Annotated in this window: 21 protein-coding genes; 15 read left to right on the top strand and 6 right to left on the bottom strand. The window is 66.6% G+C overall.

From position 1 onward, the window contains the following. Positions 1-71: 71 nt before the first annotated feature. Positions 72-1,238, top strand: a complete 1,167-nt coding sequence (locus BR78_RS0105355; protein ID WP_029935430.1) for a deoxyguanosinetriphosphate triphosphohydrolase — start codon at positions 72-74, stop codon at positions 1,236-1,238. Positions 1,239-1,287: 49 nt separating this feature from the next. Here BR78_RS0105355 and BR78_RS0105350 read toward each other — a convergent pair whose 3' ends face one another. Continuing rightward, a complete protein-coding gene (locus tag BR78_RS0105350) occupies positions 1,288-1,566 on the bottom strand; it encodes a hypothetical protein (protein ID WP_029935426.1) in 279 nt (92 codons plus the stop codon). 218 nt (positions 1,567-1,784) lie between these two features. On the opposite strand from BR78_RS0105350, the gene BR78_RS0105345 reads away from it, so the two are divergent. Continuing rightward, complete coding sequence (locus tag BR78_RS0105345) at positions 1,785-3,272, top strand: DUF1800 domain-containing protein (RefSeq protein WP_029935424.1); 1,488 nt, start codon at positions 1,785-1,787, stop codon at positions 3,270-3,272. Positions 3,273-3,276: 4 nt separating this feature from the next. After that, on the top strand, positions 3,277-4,428 hold the full coding sequence (locus BR78_RS0105340; RefSeq protein WP_029935422.1) for a DUF1501 domain-containing protein: 1,152 nt from the start codon (positions 3,277-3,279) through the stop codon (positions 4,426-4,428). A 4-nt stretch (positions 4,429-4,432) separates the two neighbouring features. On the opposite strand, the gene BR78_RS22120 is transcribed toward BR78_RS0105340, so the two are convergent. Beyond that, a complete protein-coding gene (locus BR78_RS22120; RefSeq protein WP_051683192.1) occupies positions 4,433-5,716 on the bottom strand; it encodes an HNH endonuclease in 1,284 nt (427 codons plus the stop codon). Between the two features lie 67 nt (positions 5,717-5,783). Between BR78_RS22120 and argS the strand changes: the two genes are divergently transcribed. The 8 genes from argS (at position 5,784) to tatC (ending at position 12,338) form a co-directional block, all read left to right on the top strand. Further along, positions 5,784-7,508 (top strand): arginine--tRNA ligase, encoded by a 1,725-nt coding sequence (argS, locus tag BR78_RS0105325; protein ID WP_029935420.1) that lies wholly within the window; start codon positions 5,784-5,786, stop codon positions 7,506-7,508. Further along, entirely contained in the window at positions 7,508-8,233 is a 726-nt protein-coding gene (locus BR78_RS0105320; RefSeq protein ID WP_029935419.1) for an SPOR domain-containing protein, read from the top strand. Before argS ends, BR78_RS0105320 begins: the two co-directional genes overlap by 1 nt. Before the next feature lie 46 nt (positions 8,234-8,279). Further along, complete coding sequence (gene nagZ / locus BR78_RS0105315; protein ID WP_029935417.1) at positions 8,280-9,287, top strand: beta-N-acetylhexosaminidase; 1,008 nt, start codon at positions 8,280-8,282, stop codon at positions 9,285-9,287. A 144-nt stretch (positions 9,288-9,431) separates the two neighbouring features. Then, positions 9,432-10,169: a segregation and condensation protein A gene (locus tag BR78_RS0105310; protein ID WP_029935415.1), complete on the top strand. Its 738-nt coding sequence runs from the start codon at positions 9,432-9,434 to the stop codon at positions 10,167-10,169. Beyond that, positions 10,166-10,744: an SMC-Scp complex subunit ScpB gene (gene scpB, locus BR78_RS0105305; RefSeq protein ID WP_029935412.1), complete on the top strand. Its 579-nt coding sequence runs from the start codon at positions 10,166-10,168 to the stop codon at positions 10,742-10,744. The genes BR78_RS0105310 and scpB overlap by 4 nt, the downstream gene beginning before the upstream one ends. Positions 10,745-10,834: 90 nt before the next feature. Then, the gene (locus BR78_RS0105300) at positions 10,835-11,077 is read left to right on the top strand and encodes a twin-arginine translocase TatA/TatE family subunit (RefSeq protein ID WP_029935411.1); all 243 of its coding nucleotides are present in this window, start codon (positions 10,835-10,837) and stop codon (positions 11,075-11,077) included. A gap of 62 nt (positions 11,078-11,139) precedes the next feature. Then, entirely contained in the window at positions 11,140-11,574 is a 435-nt protein-coding gene (tatB, locus tag BR78_RS21260) for a Sec-independent protein translocase protein TatB (protein ID WP_081855611.1), read from the top strand. Next, on the top strand, positions 11,571-12,338 hold the full coding sequence (gene tatC / locus BR78_RS0105290; protein WP_029935407.1) for a twin-arginine translocase subunit TatC: 768 nt from the start codon (positions 11,571-11,573) through the stop codon (positions 12,336-12,338). Before tatB ends, tatC begins: the two co-directional genes overlap by 4 nt. Positions 12,339-12,392: 54 nt before the next feature. Here the strand turns inward: tatC and BR78_RS0105285 are convergent, their stop codons facing one another. From BR78_RS0105285 to BR78_RS22115, 3 genes are all read right to left on the bottom strand, one after another. Then, entirely contained in the window at positions 12,393-12,527 is a 135-nt protein-coding gene (locus BR78_RS0105285) for an entericidin A/B family lipoprotein (RefSeq protein WP_029935404.1), read from the bottom strand. A 274-nt stretch (positions 12,528-12,801) separates the two neighbouring features. Beyond that, positions 12,802-14,370 (bottom strand): sensor histidine kinase, encoded by a 1,569-nt coding sequence (locus BR78_RS0105280; RefSeq protein WP_051683191.1) that lies wholly within the window; start codon positions 14,368-14,370, stop codon positions 12,802-12,804. A gap of 8 nt (positions 14,371-14,378) precedes the next feature. Further along, positions 14,379-14,468, bottom strand: a complete 90-nt coding sequence (locus BR78_RS22115; protein ID WP_231478160.1) for a NepR family anti-sigma factor — start codon at positions 14,466-14,468, stop codon at positions 14,379-14,381. A gap of 353 nt (positions 14,469-14,821) precedes the next feature. On the opposite strand from BR78_RS22115, the gene BR78_RS0105270 reads away from it, so the two are divergent. From BR78_RS0105270 to BR78_RS0105260, 3 genes are all read left to right on the top strand, one after another. After that, on the top strand, positions 14,822-15,625 hold the full coding sequence (locus BR78_RS0105270; protein WP_029935400.1) for a response regulator: 804 nt from the start codon (positions 14,822-14,824) through the stop codon (positions 15,623-15,625). 62 nt (positions 15,626-15,687) lie between these two features. Beyond that, positions 15,688-15,825, top strand: a complete 138-nt coding sequence (locus BR78_RS21920) for a hypothetical protein (RefSeq protein ID WP_197021279.1) — start codon at positions 15,688-15,690, stop codon at positions 15,823-15,825. Between the two features lie 96 nt (positions 15,826-15,921). Next, the gene (locus tag BR78_RS0105260) at positions 15,922-16,572 is read left to right on the top strand and encodes a sigma-70 family RNA polymerase sigma factor (protein ID WP_029935399.1); all 651 of its coding nucleotides are present in this window, start codon (positions 15,922-15,924) and stop codon (positions 16,570-16,572) included. Between the two features lie 227 nt (positions 16,573-16,799). On the opposite strand, the gene BR78_RS0105255 is transcribed toward BR78_RS0105260, so the two are convergent. After that, a complete protein-coding gene (locus BR78_RS0105255) occupies positions 16,800-17,054 on the bottom strand; it encodes a hypothetical protein (protein ID WP_197021278.1) in 255 nt (84 codons plus the stop codon). Positions 17,055-17,073: 19 nt separating this feature from the next. Here BR78_RS0105255 and BR78_RS0105250 point away from each other — a divergent pair, with 19 nt between their 5' ends. Then, entirely contained in the window at positions 17,074-19,749 is a 2,676-nt protein-coding gene (locus BR78_RS0105250; protein ID WP_029935395.1) for a bifunctional [glutamine synthetase] adenylyltransferase/[glutamine synthetase]-adenylyl-L-tyrosine phosphorylase, read from the top strand. Positions 19,750-19,752: the final 3 nt, after the last annotated feature.

Raw genomic sequence — 19,752 nt, 5'->3', positions numbered from 1 at the left:
AGCTATCGGACCGGCGCCCGGACGCGTCGAACCCTTCGACAAATACCCTCCGACCCGCTAGTGCCGCTCGCGTGAGAGCGACTTCCTCTTGGGCGAGCACACCGGATCTGAGCCGCGGCCGCCTCCATGAAGAACAAAGTGGGACTGTCCGCGGCCCGCGCGACGCCTTTCAGCGCGACCGCGACCGGATCATCCATTCGATCAGCTTCCGGCGCCTGCGACACAAGACCCAGGTCTTCATGGCGCCCGACGGCGACCATTTTCGGGTACGGCTCACCCACAGCCTCGAAGTGGCGCAGATCGGCCGGACCGTCGCGCGGGCGCTCGGGCTCAACGAGGATCTGACCGAGGCTCTGTGCCTCGCGCACGATATCGGCCATCCGCCCTTCGGCCATGCCGGCGAGGATGCGCTGGAAGCGGCGCTCGCGGGGCGGGGCGGGTTCGATCATAACGGCCATACGCTGCGCACGCTGACCGAGCTGGATCGGCCCTATCCCAGCTGGAACGGACTCAACCTGACCTGGGAGACACTCGAGGGACTCGCCAAGCACAACGGGCCGATCGCTGCGCCGGAATGGGCCCTTGCGGCGGCGGATGCACAGTTCCCGCTCGAGCTCGATCGCTGGCCGTCGCTCGAGGCGCAGGTCGCGGCGCTCGCCGACGACATCGCCTATGACAATCACGACATAGACGACGGCCTGCGCGCCGGGCTGCTCAGCCTCGACCAGCTCATGCAGGTGCCGATGATCGCCGAGGGCTGGCGACGCGTCGAGGCGAAGTTCCCGGGCGTGCCGGCGCGGCGGCTGATCGGCGAGCTGATCCGGTCCCAGATCGGCGAAATGGTCAACGACCTGATCGCATCGACGCAGGCGCGGCTGGCCGAAAGCGGAGTCGAGACGCCGGCGGACGTGCGCGCGGCGGGCCGCTGCCTCGTGACCTTCTCGGAGGCGATGCGCGAGGCCGAGCGCGGGCTCAAACGCTTCATGTACGCCAATCTCTATCACCACCCCAACCAGATGGCGGCGGCGGAGGCTGCGCACGGCGTGGTGGCGGGACTTTTCGCGGCCTATGCCGCCGATCCGGCGCAAATGCCGGCGGAATGGCGCGAGGCGCTGCCGGCTGAGGAACCGTGGCGGGGCCGGCACATCGCGGACTTCATCGCCGGGATGACCGATCGTTACGCGATCGCGCGCTACCAGGAAGTCGTGGGCCCTATCGCGCTTCCCGAAGGGTTCTGACGCGCTGAAAGCGGGGCCTCCGCCAACTGGCGAAGGCCCCTGGTTCGATTTAACGCTGCGCGACGACGACCGCGCCGGCGCCTTCGCGCTTCGGTGCGCGGAACGATACGCGCGCGCCGCCGGCATAGCCGTCCACCCAATCGCCCTTGACGACGAGGCGGAACTTGCCGCCCTGCGAGGCCTTGCCCTCGAGGACGAGCGTATCGCCCTTCGGCGTCGCGGTATAGGCGTAGGTCACGCCTTCGTGCGTGAACACGCGCTCTTTGGCAGTGGCGGGAGCCGCAAAGGCGATTACGGCGGCGGCGGTGGCGATAAGAAGCTTGGTCACGATCTATCTCCTTCAAAAGCTCGAAAGAGCCAGACCGGCATCCCTGTGTGTCTTGTTCTGTTCTCGAAACCAAAATGCTGCGTCGCAACAAAATCGGCAATCGCAAAGGACGGAGGGCATGATTGCAATCCGTGCAAGAATCACGACGAACCGATCGCCTGACAAACTTCTGCGACAGGTCGTGCGTATGAACCAACCTGCGTAACCAGAGGTGGGTCATGGCGAAGGCTAGCATCGCGCTCAATCGGTTCGGCTTGGGCGGCCGTCCTGGCGACACGCCGGGAGCCGATCCGGCGCGATGGGTGCTGGGGCAGCTCGATCGCTACGAAGCCCGGCCGCAGGCGATCGCCGCGCTTGCCCCGAGCGGCCGGATCGTCGGCGAGATTTCCGACTATATGCGCGACTTGCGCGAGATACGGCGCGGAATGCGGCAGGGCGCTGTCGCTAAGCCCGAGATGGAAGCCGAGCCCGCGATGCGCGGATCCGCGATGCAGCCGATGCCGGAGCGACAGGAGAAAGCGAACGATCCGGTCGCGCAATTGCGTCGCGCCGCGCGCCTGCAGGCGCGCGATCATTATGCAGGCGCGGTCTCGGCGCGGGCACTCGTCGCGCTCAATTCGCCGGCGCCCTTCGTCGAGCGACTGGTGCATTTCTGGGGCAATCATTTCGCGGTGTCCGCGGACAAGCTGGAGATGATCGGGCTTGCCGGCAGTCTCGAGTTCGAGGCTGTGCGGCCGCACGTGCTCGGCAAGTTCGGCGACATGCTGAACGCCGTCGAACGCCATCCGGCGATGCTGATCTATCTCGACCAGGCGCAGTCGATCGGGCCCAACAGCCCGTTCGCGCAGGCGGGCGGGCGGCGCGGGCAGAAGGCAGGGCTCAACGAGAATCTCGCGCGCGAGATACTGGAGCTGCACACGCTCGGCGTGCGCACCGGCTACAGCCAGGCCGATGTCACTGAATTCGCGCGGGCGATGACGGGCTGGACGGTCGCCGGGCTGGGGCGGGGCGGGGCGGCTGCTTACGCGGGTGGCGAAGGACAGGCCGGCAGCTTCGTCTTCGCCCCGCGGCTGCACGAGCCGGGCACGCGGACAATCCTCGGCAAGAGCTGGGCGGAGCAAGGCGAGGCGCAGGCGGCTTCGGTGCTCGACATGCTTGCCACGCATCCCGCCACCGCTCGGCATATCGCCACCAAGCTAGCGCGCCATTTTGCCGGGGACGAACCACCGCCCGCGCTCGTCGGCAAGCTGGAGACTGCATTCCTGCGCTCCGGCGGCGACTTGCCGACCGTCTATCGAGCATTGATCGAGGCGCCCGAATGCTGGGTGGCGCAGCCGGTCAAATTCAAGTCGCCCTGGGAGTGGACGATCTCGGCGCTCAGGGGTCTCGGCGCGCAGCAATTGCCGCCGATGGCGATGAACGGGCTGATGACCCAGCTGGGCCAACCGGTGTGGAAACCGGGCTCGCCGGCTGGGTGGGACGACGTCGCGGCAAGCTGGGCGGGGCCGGATGCCATCATGCGCCGCGTCGAGGCGGCCGAGCGACTGGCGCAGCGGACGCGCGACACGGTGGATGCACGGCAGCGCGCAGCCGAACTCTTTCCCGACGCGCTGAGCGAGAGCACTGCGCAATCGATCGCGCGGGCCGAAAGCCCGGGGCAGGGTGTCGCGCTGATGCTCGTCGCCCCCGAATTCATGCGGAGATAGGTTCATGCTCAACCGTCGCAGCTTCGTCGCACTCGGCGCCTCCGCGGTCCTCACCTCCGCCTTCGGTGCGCGGATGGCGCTCGCCCGGGCGGCGACCGAACGCCGCTTCGTGTTCATCATCCAGCGCGGCGCCGCCGATGGCCTGGGAACGCTCGCACCGGTCGGCGACCCTGCCTTTGCCGGCCAGCGTGGTGTGCTGGCGCAGGACTTCGCCGCGGCACCCAAACTCGATTCGATGTTCGCGCTCCACCCCGCGATGACCAACGTCTACGGTCTCTGGCAGGCGAAACAGGCGCTGTTCGTTCACGCGGTCGCCTCGCCCTATCGCGAGCGCTCGCATTTCGACGGGCAGAACGTGCTCGAGACCGGCGGCAGCAGCGCCTATGCGCTCAAGGACGGCTGGCTCAATCGGCTGCTGTCGCTGCTCCCCGCCGATGACCGCGCCATCGCGCTCGCCGCGACGATCCCGATGGCGCTGCGCGGGACCGTCGAGGTGGCGAGCTATGCCCCCTCGGCGCTGCCCGACGCGTCGGACGATCTCCTCGCCCGCGTTTCGACCATGTACCGCGACGATCCGCAGCTCCATGCGATCTGGGAGCAGGCGACCGCCACGCGGATGCTCACCAGCGATCTCGCTTCGGACAATGGCCGCAACGCCGCCGCGACGGGGTCGCTCGCCGCCAAATTGCTCACCGCCGAGGGTGGCGCGCGGATCGCGATGATCGAGACCGGCGGCTGGGACACGCATGCCCAGCAGCGCGGCCGGCTCACCGGCCAGCTCAAGGGGCTCGACGCGATGGTCGGCGCGATCCGCGAGGGGCTCGGGCCGCTCTGGGCGGACACGATAGTGGTGGTGGCCACCGAGTTCGGGCGCACGGTGAAGGTCAACGGCACGCAAGGCACCGATCACGGCACCGGCTCGCTGGCGATGCTGTTGGGCGGTGCGGTCAATGGCGGGCGGGTGGTCGCCGACTGGCCCGGACTGGGCGATGCCGCGTTGTACGAGGGCCGCGATCTGCGGCCTACCACCGGGCTCGACACGCTGCTCAGCAGTGCGGTCGCTTCCCATTTCGATCTGGCGCCGACGCGGACGGCGCAGAAGCTGTTTCCCGACATGAAGAGCGCGGGAATGATGAAGGATCTGGTGCGGGCATAGGCCGTTACAGAAGCTGCATGCGGGCGCGGTGGTGCGCCAGATAGACTCGGTGGCGCGCGTCGAGCCCCGATATGCGGGCGTTGACCGGATCGATCGCGAGACGCCGCAGCAAGGTTTCGCTCAACCGGGCTGACAGCAGCAATCGTCCCTCGTCCGAGAAGCTGATCAGATGTCTGTCGAACAGTGCGTCGACATGGGCTGCGAGCAAGAGGCCATTGAAAGGATCGAGGCGTTCGCCGTCGTCGGAGTCACCCCATGATTTGATGTGGGATGCACGAAGCAATTCCTGGAGCTCGATGCCGGTCAGCGCGCAGCGCCAGTTCCATGCTTGATTCAAGTCCAGGCGAAACTTGCCTTGGCCTATCCGCGCGAGACGATAGCTCGCCCGCTCCGTGGTTCCATTGTCGCCGGCTCCCACAATTACGTCGCCGGAGGGGGTCGAGATCGTACGATATCTTTCCAACAGTAATATGAGCCGACCGAGTGACGCTGCATCTTTCGCTTCCAGGGCGATGCCGTAGCGGCTGGAAGTGGCTCGTGATGGGTCCTGATAGACCGGGAACGCGCTCATGTTGCTGTTGATGTAGAAGACACGATCCGGATCACGAGCGACGCCAGGCAGGCTGTGCAGTCTATCCGCTATCGCGTCGTACCAGGGGTGGATGACCATCGGATAGCGCGTGGTGTCGTTCTTGAGATAGGCTATCATGCCGGCGGCGTGCTCCAGCATCGTGAGCTTTTGGGTTCGATGTCTCGTCTCGAAGCCCAGAAGCGACAGCGTCTTGGCGAGCGCTGAATTTGCGTTCGGGGCAGATGCTGGGGCGCGGCGTTGAACACCGCCGGCGATGCTCTTGTCGTCATTGGCCGCATATTGCGTCCATTGGCGTTGGGCATTGCCCCATTCGATTTTCAGCCTTCCGATCCACTCCGAAAGCTGGGGTATCGGTGTGCACTGATAATAGAGATAGGGCTTGTCTTTCCCGTCACCCACTGGACCGCCGCCCAGGGGGTCATCCCAGTCGATCACAACGTCTGGCCGCACGGCACATTCGAAGAGCCCGACGAACAGCGTCTGGTGCTTCGACGGTGACACGAAACTCGCCCAGTAACGAGAATTGCGAAAGACGGGTCGGTCCAGCTGGGTGGACTGATAGCGGTAGAAACCCTCGCGGTCGTTCTCCCATAGCCAGTTGGGTGTCCGCCCACCGCGCTCGGTTTGATGGCGCAGCAAACTCACCTCTGCGGGGTGGATGCCGGCGCCACGCAGCAGCTGGTTGAACGTTCGCATGAATTCCCCCTCCCGATGGCTTCTCTAATGGGCTAAGGCCCGCCGATCCAATTGAACCGGGAACACAATGACACTCTACGTCCGTTTCGCCGCGCACCTTGATGCCGCCCTCGACGCGCTCGTCGCCGCGGGCGACCTGCCCGCCGGCCTGGAGCGACGCGCGGTCACGGTCGAGCCGCCGCGGGACGCCACGCACGGCGATCTCGCGACCAATGCGGCGATGGTGCTCGCCAAGGCGGCGGGAACCAATCCGCGCGCTCTGGCGGAGAAGATCGCCGCCGAGCTTGGGAAGCTCGACGAGGTCTCGGCCGTGTCGGTCGCCGGCCCGGGCTTCATCAACCTGACCCTGACCGACGATACCTGGCGCGGTGAATTGACCGAGATATTGAACGCCGAGGGCGACTATGGCCGCTCGACGATCGGCGCGGGCGCGACGGTCAATGTCGAATATGTCTCGGCCAACCCGACCGGGCCGATGCACATGGGGCATTGCCGCGGTGCGGTGGTGGGCGACGCGCTCGCCAGCCTGCTCGAATTCGCCGGGCACAAGGTCGTGCGCGAATATTATGTCAACGATGCGGGCGGGCAGGTCGATGTGCTCGCGCGTTCGGCGCACCTGCGGTATCGTGAGGCGCTGGGCGAGACGATCGAGATCCCCGAAGGTCTTTATCCGGGCGAGTATCTGAAGCCGGTGGGCGAGAAGCTCGCCGCCGAATATGGCGACGCCTATGTCGGCAAGCCCGAGGCGGAATGGCTCGCGCTGTTCCGCAAGGAAGCCGTCGCGTCGATGCTGGTGATGATCAGGGCCGATCTCGCCTTGCTCGGCATCCATCACGACCTGTTCTCGTCCGAGGCGGAGCTGCAGGCAGCGGGCAAGCCCGAGGCGGCCGAGGCATGGCTGCGTGAACGCGATCTCGTCTATGACGGCGTGCTCGAGGCGCCCAAGGGCGAGACGCCTGAGGATTGGGAGCCGGTCGAGCTGCCGCTGTTCCGCGCGACGCAATTCGGGGATGACCAGGATCGCCCGATCAAGAAGTCGAACGGGCAATGGACTTATTTCGGCGCCGACCTGGCATACCATTTCCAGAAGGCGCAGGCGGCCGACCAGCTGATCGACATCTGGGGCGCCGACCATGCCGGCACGGTCAAAAGGATCGTCGCCGCGGTGCAGGCGCTGACCGGCGGCAAGACGCGGTTCGATGTGAAGCTGGTGCAAATGGTCCGCCTGCTGCGCGCCGGCGAACCGGTGAAGATGTCCAAGCGTTCCGGCAACTTCGTGACGCTTGCTGACGTGGTGAACGAAGTCGGCAAGGACGTGGTCCGCTTCACCATGCTGACGCGGAAAGCCGATGCGCAGATGGACTTCGATTTCGCCAAGGTGGTCGAGGCGTCGAAGGACAATCCGGTCTTCTATGTGAACTATGCCCATGCCCGGATCGCCTCGCTCCACCGCAAGGCCGCGGAGGCAGGCATTTCGTGCCCGAGCGCCGATCTGTCCCTGCTTGATACGGAAGAGCTGGCGCTGGTGAAGCTCGCGGCGCAGTTTCCGCGCGTCGTCGAAGGCGCTGCGCTGGCGCGAGAGCCACATAGAATTGCGTTCTATCTCTATGACTTGGCGGCGGCTCTACATGCTCTGTGGAACGTCGGTAACGACCGTCCCGAGCGTCGCTTCCTGCTCCCCGATCAGCCGGGCCTGACCTGTGCGCGGCTTTTCTTGGCGCGCGGCGTCGGACAGATTATCCGTAACGGATTGGGCCTCATGGGTGTCGAGGCGGTCCAGGAGATGCATTGATGAGCCTGCGTTCGGGCCAGGGCTATGACGAGCAGGATCGCCTTCCCTGGCTGGAGACGGCCGAGGAAGACTATCCGCAGGACCATTCGGTCGCGCGCTTCATGCTGCTCGCGGTGCTGGCATTGGCGGTGATCGGCACTGCGGCGCTCGGCTGGTTCTGGTACCAGCGGACGCAGAATCCGATCAACGGCAATGGCGAGCTGATCAAGGCGCCCGCAGGTGATTACAAGGTCAAGCCCGACGAGCCCGGCGGCATGAAGGCCGAGGGCGAGGGCGATACCGTGTTCGCGACGAGCCAGGGCGCGGCGAGCAATGCGAGCATCAATGTCGGCGCGCTTCCCGAGTCGCCGGTGGAAGGGACGCGGGCGACCGTTCCGGGCAGTACTGTTCCGGGCACCAAGAACGCCAAGCTCGCGATCCCGGGCCCCACTCTCGTCGGGCCGAATGTGCCGGCTGCGGGGACGAACCCTGCGCCGCGTCCCGGGTCTGGCGCGCTGATCCAACTCGGCGCCTTTCCGAACGAGGCCGGCGCCAATGTCGCCTGGGCGCGGCTGTCGAAGCGGTTCGCCTATCTCGCGCCGCTGGGCAAATCGGTCGAGCGCGGGGAGGCGGCCAATGGCAGCACCGTCTGGCGGCTGCGCGTCAACGCCGGCAGCAACCCGCAAGCACGCGAGCTGTGCGGGCGGCTGAAGGTCGCGGGCGAGAATTGCTTCATCGCGAATTGAGTCCGGGGCCTTTCCGCCTGGTCCGCGCCTGGTCTAAAGCGGGCGCATGAAACCCGTCATCTTCGGCGTCTCCGGCCATGAACTGACTTCGGACGAGCGCGCCTTCTTCCGGGAAGCCGACCCGCTCGGCTACATCCTCTTCAAGCGCAATTGCGGCGATGTCGCGCAGATGAAGGCGCTGACCGACAGCCTGCGCGACTTGTCGGGCCGCGCCGACCTGCCGCTCCTGATCGATCAGGAAGGCGGACGCGTCGCGCGGATGGTGCCGCCCGAATGGCCTGCTTTCCCCGCCGGCGCGACGTTCGACGCGCTGTACGATGTCGCGCCGATCTCGGCGATCGAGGCGGCGCGCGCGAATGCGCAGGCACTGGCGCTGATGCTCGCCGAAGTCGGTGTGAACGTGAATTGCGCGCCTTTGCTCGACGTGCGCCAAGCCGATGTCACGCCGGCGATCGGCGACCGATCGTTCGGCGGCGATCCGATGCGCGTCGCGGCTCTGGGGCAGGCGATGCTCGAAGGGATGCGCCGCGGCGGCGTGGTCGGGGTGGTCAAGCACATGCCCGGCCATGGCCGCGCATTGGTCGACAGCCATTACGATCTGCCGCGCGTCAAGGCCGATGCCGAGGCGCTGGAGACGGATCTGGAGCCGTTCATCCGGCTGGCCGATGCGCCGATGGGGATGACCTGCCACGTGGTGTTCGAGGCATGGGATGCCGAGCGCCCGGCGACGCTCTCGCCCAAGGTGGTTTCCGAGATCCTCCGCGGGCGGATCGGCTTCGACGGGCTGCTGATGACCGACGACATCGATATGAAGGCATTGTCGGGCACGGCGGGCGAGAAGGCTTCGCAGGCGCTCGCCGCCGGGTGCGACGTCGTGCTCGATTGCTGGGCGCGGATGGACGAGATGGTCGAGATCGCGGGGCTGATCGGCGACGCCACGCCCGAATGCGTCGCCCGGCTCGATCGCGCGATGGCGACGATCGCGGACGGATCCGCCGCCGCCGATTTCGGCGCACTGATTGCCAAGCGGGACGAACTGCTGGCGCTTGCTTAGCTCCCTCTCTCCGCTTGCGGGGAGAGGGCTGGGGAGAGGGGGATGAACCGGCCGTGCGCCGCGCTGCCCCTCTCCCCAACCCTCTCCCTTGAAGGGGAGAGGGAGTAGGTGACATCGCCTTGCTCGCCTGCTTAACTCTGCCCGATGAGCGAAGCCGATCCTTCCGACACTCTCCAAATCGACATCGACGGCTGGGAAGGCCCGCTCGACCTGCTGCTCGCGCTTGCGCGGAACCAGAAGGTCGATCTGCGGCAGATCTCGATCCTCGAACTGGTCGAGCAGTATCTCGCTTTCGTGAACGAGGCCCGCGAGCTGCGGCTCGAACTGGCCGCGGATTATCTCGTGATGGCGGCGTGGCTGGCCTATCTCAAATCGGCGCTATTGCTGCCGCGCAATCCCGAAGAGACGCCGAGCCCCGAGGAACTGGCGCTCCGGCTCCAGCTCCGGCTCGAACGGCTCAATGCGATGCGCGAGGCGGGCGCGCGGCTGGTGGCGCGCGATCGGCTGGGGCGCGACGTCTTCCTGCGCGGCACCCCCGAAGGGCTGCGCGTGGTACGCAAGGGCCGCTACGAGGCCGAGATCTACGACCTGATCGCCGCTTATGGCCGGATCAGCGCGCGCACCCGGCCGGTGATGCACGTGGTCGCGGTGCGCGACGTGATGACGCTGGAGGAGGCGATCGATCGCGTCTCGGCGCTGATCGGCGCGCGGATCGAGTGGAGCACGATCGAGACCTTCCTCCCCGAAGGGGCGAGCGGCACTTATCGCAAATCGGCGCTGGCCTCGTCGTTCGTCGCGGCGCTCGAGCTGGCACGGCAGGGGCGGCTCGAGCTCAAGCAGAAATCGGCATTCGCGCCGCTCTATCTCAAGGCGAGCGCATGACACCGCAGGACGATCTCGGCCGCGCCGTCGAGGCGGTATTGTTTGCCTCGGAGCATCCGATGACCGTCGACGAGATCAAGGCGCATGTCGGCGCGGAAGCCGATGTCCGCGGTGCGCTGGCGGGGCTGGAGGCACTGTATGCGGGGCGCGGGATCGAACTGGTCCGACGCGGCGAGCGCTGGCATTTCCAGACCGCCGCCGATCTGGCGCATCTACTGCGGCGTGATCGCGAGGAGTCGCGCAAGCTCAGCCGCGCGGGAATCGAGACGCTGGCAATCATCGCCTATCACGAACCGGTGACGCGCGCCGAGATCGAGGCGATTCGCGGCGTCCAGATTTCCAAGGGCACGATCGACGTGCTGATGGAGGCGGGCTGGGTGCGGCCGGCGGGGCGTCGCGAAGTGCCCGGACGCCCGCTCACCTACGCGACGACGGCGGGCTTTCTCAGCCAGTTCGGGCTCGCCAGCCGGCGCGATCTGCCGGGGATCGACGATCTCAAGGCGGCGGGCCTGCTCGATCCGGTCGACCTCGCTTTCGAGGCCGAAGCGAGCGAAACTGTCATGGAAGACGAATAGGGCTCGCCAACCGATTTTCGGGGTAGCGGAGCTAGCCGTTGCCCCCGGCGCCCGCCGCGCCTAGATAGACCCCGATAGAGGAGAGTTCCCATGGGTAGCATGAGCCTGATGCACTGGCTGATCGTCGGTGTCCTGGTCATTTTGTTGTTCGGCGGCAGCCGTTTCTCCAACATGATGGGCGACGTCGCGAAGGGCATCAAGCAGTTCAAGAAGGGTATGGCCGAGGACGACGAAGCCACGCCGACGCCGCCGACCCGGATCGAGGGCAAGCCTGCGCCGACGCCGGACGCGAGCTTCCAGACCGAAGCCGAGCGTACCCGCGAAGAGCGCTGAGCTCCGATTCCATCCACCGTTGATTCGCGCCTCGCTTCGGGGCGCGCCCGAGGCAGTGCCGAATGTTAGACGTAGCGCCGACCGAGTTGCTGCTTGTGGCCGTGGTGGCGCTGCTGGTGATCGGACCCAAGGACTTGCCGCGCGCGATGCGCTTCGTCGGCAAATGGGTGGGCAAGGCACGCGGCATCGCGCGCCAGTTCCGCTCGGGGATCGACACGATGATCCGCGAATCCGAGCTCGCCGAGATGGAGAAGCAATGGGCCGCGGAGAATGAGCGGATCATGCGCGAGCATCCGACTCCGTCGCTGCCCGCACCCCGGCCCGAGCATTTCGCGCAGGATCCCGCGGCCGACGAAAGTCCCGTGATGGTCGAACAGCCGGCATTGTTCCCCGCCGAGGCGACGGAAGAGCCGGCTGCGGCGAAGCCCAAGCGCGTGCGCAAGCCCAAGGCCGCGGCGCCGGACGCGCCCCAGACGCCGGACGGGCCGCAATCGTGAACGACGAGATCGACGACACCCAGGCACCCTTGCTCGACCATCTGATCGAGCTCCGGCGCCGCCTCCTCTGGTCGCTGGGCGCGCTGGTATTGGCGTTTGCGGGCTGCCTCTATTTCGCGCGGCAGATTCTCGGCTTCCTCGTCGCGCCGCTCAAGGTCGCCGGACAGGTGACGATCATCAATACCGAGGTTTTCGGGGGTTTCCTCGTCGAGATCAAGGTCGCCTTTTTCGCCGCGCTGATGATCGCGTTCCCGGTGATCGCCAACCAGCTGTGGCAGTTCGTTGCGCCGGGCCTCTACCGCAAGGAAAAGAAGGCGCTGCTGCCTTTCCTGCTCGCGACGCCGGTGCTGTTCATCGCCGGTGCCTCGATGGCCTATTTCGTGGCGATTCCGGTGGCGCTCAAATTCCTGCTCGGCTTCCAGGGCGATCTGGGCGGAGTTGCGCAACAAGCGTTGCCGGACGTGAACAACTATCTGAAGTTCGTGATGCAGTTCATCTTCGGCTTCGGGATTTCGTTCCTGCTGCCGGTGCTGCTGATGCTGCTCGAACATGCCGGCATCGTCACGTATGAGCAATTGAAGGGTGCATGGCGCTATGCGGTGGTGGGCGCGTTCGCGCTGTCCGCGGTGCTGACGCCGCCCGACGTGGGGTCGCAGCTGCTGCTCGCAGTGCCGCTGGTCGGCCTCTATTTCCTTGCGCTGGTGGCGATCTGGTTCACCCGGCGGCGGCGTGAGCGCGCGGCGGAGACCGAAGCCGCGTCCTGATACGAAAAACCCCTCCACAAGGGGAGGGGCTTTCCTGAAATCCGGCTGAACGATCTATTTGTTGTCGTCGGCAGCGCCGGCGACCGTGTCGCCAGCCGAGGCAACGTCGCGGCCAACACCTTCGATGGTGTTGCATGCCGAAACCAGGATCGCGCCGGCAAGCGCGGCACAGGTTAGAATCTTGCGCATCGAAACTTCTCCAATTTTACGCATTGGTTCAGGGAAGAAATGCCCGGATCCACCAAATCGTTCCGCGAAAGGCACGAAGCCGCGGCGAGCGATCAGAATTCCGCTGGCAAGAGAAAGTGTTAGGCCCGGAAGCGTCACCGGGGGGGGGAGGGTTGACGCTTCCGGGCCCATGTCTTGGATAGCGAGAGCGGGGGGGCAAAAGGTCACTATCCGAGGTGCAGAACGTACATTGCGGAAACGGGTTCCCTGGTTCCGAACTTTTTTGCGAAAAAATTCAGGGCCGCCCGGTGATCGCGATCGAGGCCTCATAGGCCCCGACCAGCGGGTCGTGATGGAGGCGTGTGCGCAGCTGGCGCGCGAGCCCCGCGATGACGCGGCCGTAGCGGGTCTCGAGAAGTATCTCCAACTCGGCGCTCTCGACTAACGCGGGTGAACTGACGCGGAGAGTGGCGCGGTCATCCTCCTCGCCAGCCTTGATCGAGAGGCGGACGTGCGTTGTCGGGCTGCAATTGACCGCCAGTTCGACGATCTCGGTGATCAGGAAGGCGACTGCGATCGCGACATCCTGATTGACCAGCAGCGGCTCGATCTCGAGTGTGATGCCAAGCCCCGCCGCCCGCTCCGGCGCGGTGGCGCGGATGTTGGCGGCGAGCTCGCCGATCACCGAACGGAGCTCGAGCCCGCGATTCTCCTCCATCTCGGCATAATGGTGGCGATGCACCACCGCGAGCGCGTCGACGCGGCGCTGGATCGAGGCATAGGCCTCACTCGCTTCCGCGCTCTTGGCGGCGCGTGCGTGGAAATTGATCAGGCTGGAGATGACCTGGAGGTTGTTCTTGACCCGATGATGCACTTCGCGAGTCAGCCTCGTCTGGCGGATCAGCCCTTCGGCCAGGTCGGCCTCGTGGAGCTGGACAGTGCGGGTGATCTGCTGAAAGGTCTCGCCGAGATCACGGATCTCCAACGCCGGCATCGCGCCAAAGCGCTTCATGTCGAGGATCTCGCCGGGGCGGTATCTGCCGACACTGGTGCGCAACGTTCTGAGCGGACGGATCAGCAGGATGTTCACCACGAACCATCCGATCATGGCGGCGGCGATCCACATCAGCACCAGCAATGCAGTGGTGATGATCATGGGCGAGGTGATCGGCGCGCCGGGGATCGACATCTCGAGATCGAGATTGTCGATAGAGAGATCGCTGGCGACCTTCTCGCTGCGCCCGAGCGGACCGGCGGTGCCGAGATCGCGCAGGGTCAGCCGCTGGTCTCCCCGCACGAGCGCTGCGCCGTAATCGGGCACGAAGCCGCTCGGGCGGGCCAGCGCCGCCAGTGCCGACACGGGATAATAAGCGGTGGCGCTCATTCCCGCATTGCCGCCGATCCGAATGGCGAGCCCGTCGGGCAGGAACGCGACGCGGATGTCGGACGGACGGAGAGCCGATGCGCCGGGAAGCGAGAAGCGCTGGCCGCAGAGCACGCGGCCGTTCCTGTCGGCGATGGCGAAGCGGACGCTGCCTTGCGCCGCGAATGTGCCCGCAAGCTGGGTGCAGCTCGGCGCGTCGCCCGGATTCTGCTCCAGCGCGGCAAGCGTCTGGCTCATCTGCCCGACCTGATTGGTCAGGGCATTCTCGACCACGCCCGAACTCTCGTCGGCGATCGCGCGCAGCCGCGTACGCGCTTCGGTATCGGCGGTCCGCGTCGTCTGGAGCGTGGTGAGCAGAGCGATGAGCGCGAGCGGGAGCAGCGCACCGACGAGGATCAGGAACACCTTCGCACCGGTCGGCATGTGCGCCATCGCAGCCGCGGGACCCCTGGCACGCGGCTTCAGATCCGTGCTGTCCATGCGCTTGGCTAGTCGAGCTTCTTCAGCAAGTCGAGCAGGTCGTTGGGCACAGTTTCGCGAACGGCCTCGTCATAGGCCTGGCGCAGTGCATCGCCCACGCTGCGGTTGGGTTTGTTGCTCTCCGTCCCGCCTTTTGGCTTTGGCGGCCTTTTTGTTTCACCCTTTGCGGAACGCACCAATTCCCCCCGTGAGGACCCGATTGTCCGGGACCCGGACTGTGAACGCATGAGCACCAGGTGCCCGATTAACGCCATGACGCCAGAGCGCAAGCGCTCGCATAGTGCGCGGAGCGCCACATGGCCCGGCCGATGAAACCAAATAGCGCGTCGATTGTTCCACAGGCGATGCGAAATCCGGGGAGGGGCTCCCTTCGGAGAGCAGAAACGATTGCAATGCGGATGGCGGGGCGCGACAAAAGCGACCCGCGCCCACGAAGGAGAAAAATTCCCTTATGTCGCTTGGACAGCAACTCGCGCCGCACCTTCCCTTGCTGCGCCGTTATGCGCGCGCACTCACCGGCGCCCAGAGCGAAGGCGACCGCTATGTGCGCGCCGCGCTCGAAGCCATCGTTGCGGCGCCCGACCAGTTTCCCCGTGACGTAGATCCGCGGCTCGGGCTCTACCGGACTTTCCAGGCGATCTGGCAATCGACTCATCTCGAAGAGGACGACATCGTCGAGGATAGCTCGAACCAGGCTGAGATGATTGCCCGCAAGCGGCTCGCGCGGCTGACGCCCTTGTCGCGCCAGGCGCTGCTGCTGACCACCGTCGAAGGCTTCAGCATCGAGGACGCCGGCTATCTGATCGAGGAGGACCCCGCTTCGATCTCCCGCCTCGTCGGCGAAGCGGTCGCGGAGATCGAGCGCCAGACGCGCACGCGGGTGATGATCATCGAGGACGAGCCGCTCATCGCCATGGATCTCGAGCAGATCGTCCGCGATCTCGGCCATGAGGTCACCGGGGTCGCGGTCACGCGCGACGAAGCCGTGGCGCTGGCGATGGAGGACCGTCCGGGCCTGGTGCTCGCCGACATCCAGCTCGCCGACGACAGCTCGGGCATCGACGCGGTGAAGGACATCCTCGCCGAGTTCAGCGTGCCGGTGATCTTCATCACCGCGTTCCCCGAGCGCTTGCTCACCGGCGAGCGGCCCGAGCCGACCTTCCTGATCACCAAGCCCTTCCAGCGCGAGACGGTGAAGACCACGATCAGCCAGGCGTTGTTCTTCGATCAGGCGACGGTGCCCGCCGGCGTCTGAAAAATTCCGGCGCGGGTTCCATATGATACGGACCCAAAACGGTTTTCGGGGGTTGAGGGGGGATGGCTGAGAATGACGAAACCATCCATATCTCCACCGATCGCGCCCGCGCCGGCACGACGCCACACATGACTCGCTATGTGCTGGGCTTCGGCCTGGCATTGGTGATCATCGCCTTCGCGATCATCCTCTGGCTCTGAGCCTCGGGGCCGTCCGCAATAATGCTGGCAATCGCGCGGGCTGCGCCTATCTCCAATCAGCGCCGCAACGCGGCACGCGTAAGTGAACGGGGCCGAATGACTGAGTCCGAACAGCCTGACGATCACGAGGAAGCGGCAGCCGAGCCGCCGCGTGAGCACGTCGCGCTCTCCGATCCCGAGTTCAAGAAGCAGCTCGCGACGGTGATCCCGCATCTGCGCGCGTTCGGCCGCTCGCTTTCGGGCAGCCGCGACCTGGCCGACGATCTGGTGCAGGAGACCTTGCTCAAGGCCTGGGCGGCGCGCCAGCGCTTCCAGGCGGGCACCAACATGCGCGCATGGACCTTCATCATCCTGCGCAATCTCTATCTCTCGCAAATGCGCCGCGCGCGCTTCAAGGGCGAATGGGACGATCTGGTGGCGGACCGGCTGCTCGCCGCGCCCGCGAGCCAGGACCGGCATGTCGAGCTGAACGACATGCAGCGCGCCTTGCTGCATCTGCCGCAGCCGCAGCGCGAGGCGCTGATCCTCGTCGGCGCGGGCGGGTTCGCCTATGAGGAAGCGGCCGAGATCTGCAACGTCGCGGTCGGCACGATCAAGAGCCGGGTCGCGCGCGGCCGCGTCGCGCTCGAAACGCTGCTGACCGAGGGACAGCTGCCGTCGCGGCGCGACAGCCTGCCCAATCCGGGCGGCAAGAGCGCGCTCGATACGATCATGGGCGAAGTCGACGATCTCAGCCGCGACCGCTGAGGGCAGATCGGTATTCAGGATTTTGGAGAGGTACCCCCAAATCACGCCGTCACCCCGGCCGAAGTGCCCGGGGTCCACTCAGCCTCACCGGCAGCGCTCGAGCCTCTTGTGCAGCCCTTGCCTCCCGGTGGACCCCGGCACTTCGGCCGGGGTGACGGTTGCGGGGTAGGGCCAACCGCCTACTCCAAAGGTGATTGTGATAGCCTGACGCGATGCAGGCCTGCCTCTCAATGCGCGATCGGGGTCTCGTGCCGATTGAGGCAGTGCAGCATCGCGGCCATGTCTTCAGGCAGGCCCGGCTCGCGCGAGTAGGCGTCGCGCAGCGATAGCGCGATCGCATCGCTGGCGCGAGGCGGTTCGACGCGATAAGCGCGCTGATTGGCCTCGGAAACGGAACGGGATGACGAGCGGGTCACGATATAAAAACGCCCTAACTTCACATTTGTTGCTTGACTCGCCAAAATGTGTTGTTCCCTGCCCATGTCGGCAAGGGCTTATCCGATGAATTCCGGTGACTTGCAGCGCGCTGTTGATCTTGCGCGGTCGCATGCGCCTTTTCTCGCGATGCTTGCCGATCGCGAGTCGCAACTGATCGAAAACCTCGGGCAGGCGCTCGAAGACCCACTGGCGACTGCGCGTTCTTTCGAAGGCGAAATGGCGGAGTCGCGGCGCTTGCGGCTGGAGCGGCGACGGCTCGCGTTGCTCGTCGCGCTCGGGGATCTGTCGGGCCGGTTCGACCTGACGCGGGTGACGCACTTGCTGAGCGACTTTGCGGACGACGCGCTGGACCGGGCGATCCGGACGGCGATCCGGGAGCGCACGCCCGATGCCGAGCCGATCGGCTTCGCCGCGATCGCGCTGGGCAAGCTCGGTAGCCGCGAGCTGAACTATTCGTCCGACATCGATCCGATCCTGATCTTCGATCCCGCGACCTTGCCGTGCAAACCGCGCGAAGTGCCCGAAGAAGCCGCAGTGCGGATCGGCCGGCGGGTGATCGAATTGCTCCAGTCGCGCGATGCCGACGGCTATGTGATGCGCGTCGACCTGCGGCTGCGGCCCTCGCCCGAGGCGACGCCGATCGCCTTGCCGGTCGAGGCGGCGATCTCTTATTACGAATCGCAGGCGCTGCCGTGGGAGCGCGCGGCGTTCATCCGCGCCCGCGCCTGTGCCGGCGACACCGCGTTGGGCGAGGCGTTCCTCGCGGCGATCCGGCCGTTCGTGTGGCGCCGCGCAGTCGATTACGGGACGATCCGCGAGATCCGCGACATCTCGCGCCGGATTCGCGACCATTATGCCCAGGCGCAGGCGTTCGGCCCCGGCTACGACCTCAAGCGCGGGCGCGGCGGCATCCGCGAAGTCGAGTTCTTCGCGCAGATCCACCAGCTCATCCATGGCGGGCGCGATCCCGCGCTGCGCGTGCCGGCGACGCGCGACGCGCTGGCGGCGCTCGCCGCCGACGGACGGATCGACGCCGACGATGCCGCGGCGCTGACCGCGGCCTATGTCGAGTTTCGTACCGTCGAGCATCGGCTGCAGATGGTCGACGACCTGCAGACCCACACATTGCCGACCAAAGCCGAAGCGCTCGACAATGTCGCGGCGCTGCACGGGCTGGCGGACGGCGCGGCGCTGATCGAACGGCTGCGGCCGCATGTCGAGCGGACAGGGCGGGTCTATGATTCGCTCGCCGGCGAGGAGGAGCCGCGGCTGCCCGCCGATCCGGAGACGCTAAAGGCGCGGCTGGAGGCGGCCGGATTCGACCATCCGGCAGGCGCGCTCCGCATCGTCGAGGGCTGGCGCGGCGGCGGCTATCCTGCGCTGCGTTCCCCCCAGGCGCGCGAGGCGCTGGAGGCGTTGCTGCCCGGCCTGATCGCCGCCTTCGCGCAGGCGCCCGACAGCACGCACGCGATCACGCGCTTCGACGCGATGCTCTCGCGGCTGCCGAGCGCGATCAACTTCTTCCGGCTGCTCGAGGCGCAACCGGGGCTTCGCCAGCTTCTCAGCACGATCCTGTGCCACGCGCCGACCTTGGCCGAGCAGCTGGGGCGGCGCGCCGAATTGCTCGACGGGCTGATCGACGCGAGCGCGCTGGAGCCCGTCGCCGATATCCCCACGCTGGTCGGGGAAATGGCGGCGCGCGAACGCGGTGCCGATTATCAATGGCAGCTCGAGCATGTCCGCCGACTGGTGGGTGAGAAGCGCTTCGCGCTGGGTGCGCAGATCGTCGCGGGGGCGAGCGATCCGCTCGACGTATCCTATGGCTATGCGCGGATCGCCGAGGCGGCGATCGAAGTGCTCGCACGCGCCACGGTCGACGAGTTCGAGCGCGCGCATGGCCGGGTGCCCGGGAGCGAATTGGTGATCCTCGCGCTCGGCCGGATGGGCGGGCAGGCGCTCACCCACGCTTCCGATCTCGACCTCGTCTATCTGTTCACCGGCGATTACGCTGCGGAATCCGATGGCCCGAAGCCGCTCGGCGCAGTGGTCTATTACAATCGGCTCGCGCAGCGGGTGACCGCCGCGCTCTCGGTCGCGACGGCGGCGGGGCCGCTCTACGAAGTCGATACGCGGCTGCGGCCCTCGGGCGCACAGGGGCCGCTGTCGGTCTCGCTCGACGGGTTCGCGCGCTATCAGCGCGAGGATGCGTGGACCTGGGAGCATATGGCGTTGACCCGGGCGCGGCCGATATTCGGTTCGTCGGGCGCGCGCGACGCAGTGCAGGCGATCGTCGACGACGTGCTGAACGGCGCGCGGCCCGAGCGTGACATCCTGGCGGACGCGATCAAGATGCGCGAGGAGATGGCGACGCACAAGCCGCCCGCCGGGCCGCTCGACGCGAAGCTGCTCCCCGGTGGGCTGGTCGACCTCGAATTCGCGGTCCATGTGCTCCAGCTGCGCCACAAGACCGCCTTCACGCCGCGGCTGCGCGAGGCGATCCGGCTGCTCGCAGCGAAGGGACTGATGTCCGAGACGATGGTCGAGGCGCATGCATTGCTGTCGCGGCTGCTGGTCACGCTGCGCCTCGTCGCGCCCGACGCGCAGCCGCCCGCCGAGACCACGCAGGCGCTGATCGCGCGGGCAGTGGGGCTGGAATCATGGGACGCAGTGGTTGCCTCGCTCGAAGCGACCCGGCAGGAGGTGGCGGCGTGCTGGGCGGAGATCCGCGCCGGCGGCTGACGG

The organism is Sphingomonas sp. UNC305MFCol5.2 (assembly GCF_000712135.1).
Taxonomy (GTDB): Bacteria; Pseudomonadota; Alphaproteobacteria; order Sphingomonadales; family Sphingomonadaceae; genus Sphingomonas.
The sequence above is the reverse complement of the archived record's forward strand: the minus strand, read 5'-3'. Positions and strand labels throughout refer to the sequence as shown.

Bases quoted from the DNA above. Each gene is read 5' to 3' on its own strand.
- BR78_RS0105280 (WP_051683191.1), bottom strand. From the start codon at position 14,370: ATGGACAGCACGGATCTGAAGCCGCGTGCCAGGGGTCCCGCGGCTGCG.
- BR78_RS22120 (WP_051683192.1), bottom strand. From the start codon at position 5,716: ATGCGAACGTTCAACCAGCTGCTGCGTGGCGCCGGCATCCACCCCGCA.
- tatB (WP_081855611.1), top strand. From the start codon at position 11,140: ATGTTAGACGTAGCGCCGACCGAGTTGCTGCTTGTGGCCGTGGTGGCG.
- BR78_RS0105270 (WP_029935400.1), top strand. From the start codon at position 14,822: ATGTCGCTTGGACAGCAACTCGCGCCGCACCTTCCCTTGCTGCGCCGT.
- nagZ (WP_029935417.1), top strand. From the start codon at position 8,280: ATGAAACCCGTCATCTTCGGCGTCTCCGGCCATGAACTGACTTCGGAC.
- BR78_RS21920 (WP_197021279.1), top strand. From the start codon at position 15,688: ATGGCTGAGAATGACGAAACCATCCATATCTCCACCGATCGCGCCCGC.
- BR78_RS0105250 (WP_029935395.1), top strand. From the start codon at position 17,074: ATGAATTCCGGTGACTTGCAGCGCGCTGTTGATCTTGCGCGGTCGCAT.
- scpB (WP_029935412.1), top strand. From the start codon at position 10,166: ATGACACCGCAGGACGATCTCGGCCGCGCCGTCGAGGCGGTATTGTTT.
- argS (WP_029935420.1), top strand. From the start codon at position 5,784: ATGACACTCTACGTCCGTTTCGCCGCGCACCTTGATGCCGCCCTCGAC.
- BR78_RS0105345 (WP_029935424.1), top strand. From the start codon at position 1,785: ATGGCGAAGGCTAGCATCGCGCTCAATCGGTTCGGCTTGGGCGGCCGT.
- BR78_RS0105285 (WP_029935404.1), bottom strand. From the start codon at position 12,527: ATGCGCAAGATTCTAACCTGTGCCGCGCTTGCCGGCGCGATCCTGGTT.
- BR78_RS0105340 (WP_029935422.1), top strand. From the start codon at position 3,277: ATGCTCAACCGTCGCAGCTTCGTCGCACTCGGCGCCTCCGCGGTCCTC.
- BR78_RS0105300 (WP_029935411.1), top strand. From the start codon at position 10,835: ATGGGTAGCATGAGCCTGATGCACTGGCTGATCGTCGGTGTCCTGGTC.
- BR78_RS0105260 (WP_029935399.1), top strand. From the start codon at position 15,922: ATGACTGAGTCCGAACAGCCTGACGATCACGAGGAAGCGGCAGCCGAG.
- BR78_RS0105320 (WP_029935419.1), top strand. From the start codon at position 7,508: ATGAGCCTGCGTTCGGGCCAGGGCTATGACGAGCAGGATCGCCTTCCC.
- BR78_RS0105310 (WP_029935415.1), top strand. From the start codon at position 9,432: ATGAGCGAAGCCGATCCTTCCGACACTCTCCAAATCGACATCGACGGC.
- BR78_RS0105255 (WP_197021278.1), bottom strand. From the start codon at position 17,054: ATGGGCAGGGAACAACACATTTTGGCGAGTCAAGCAACAAATGTGAAG.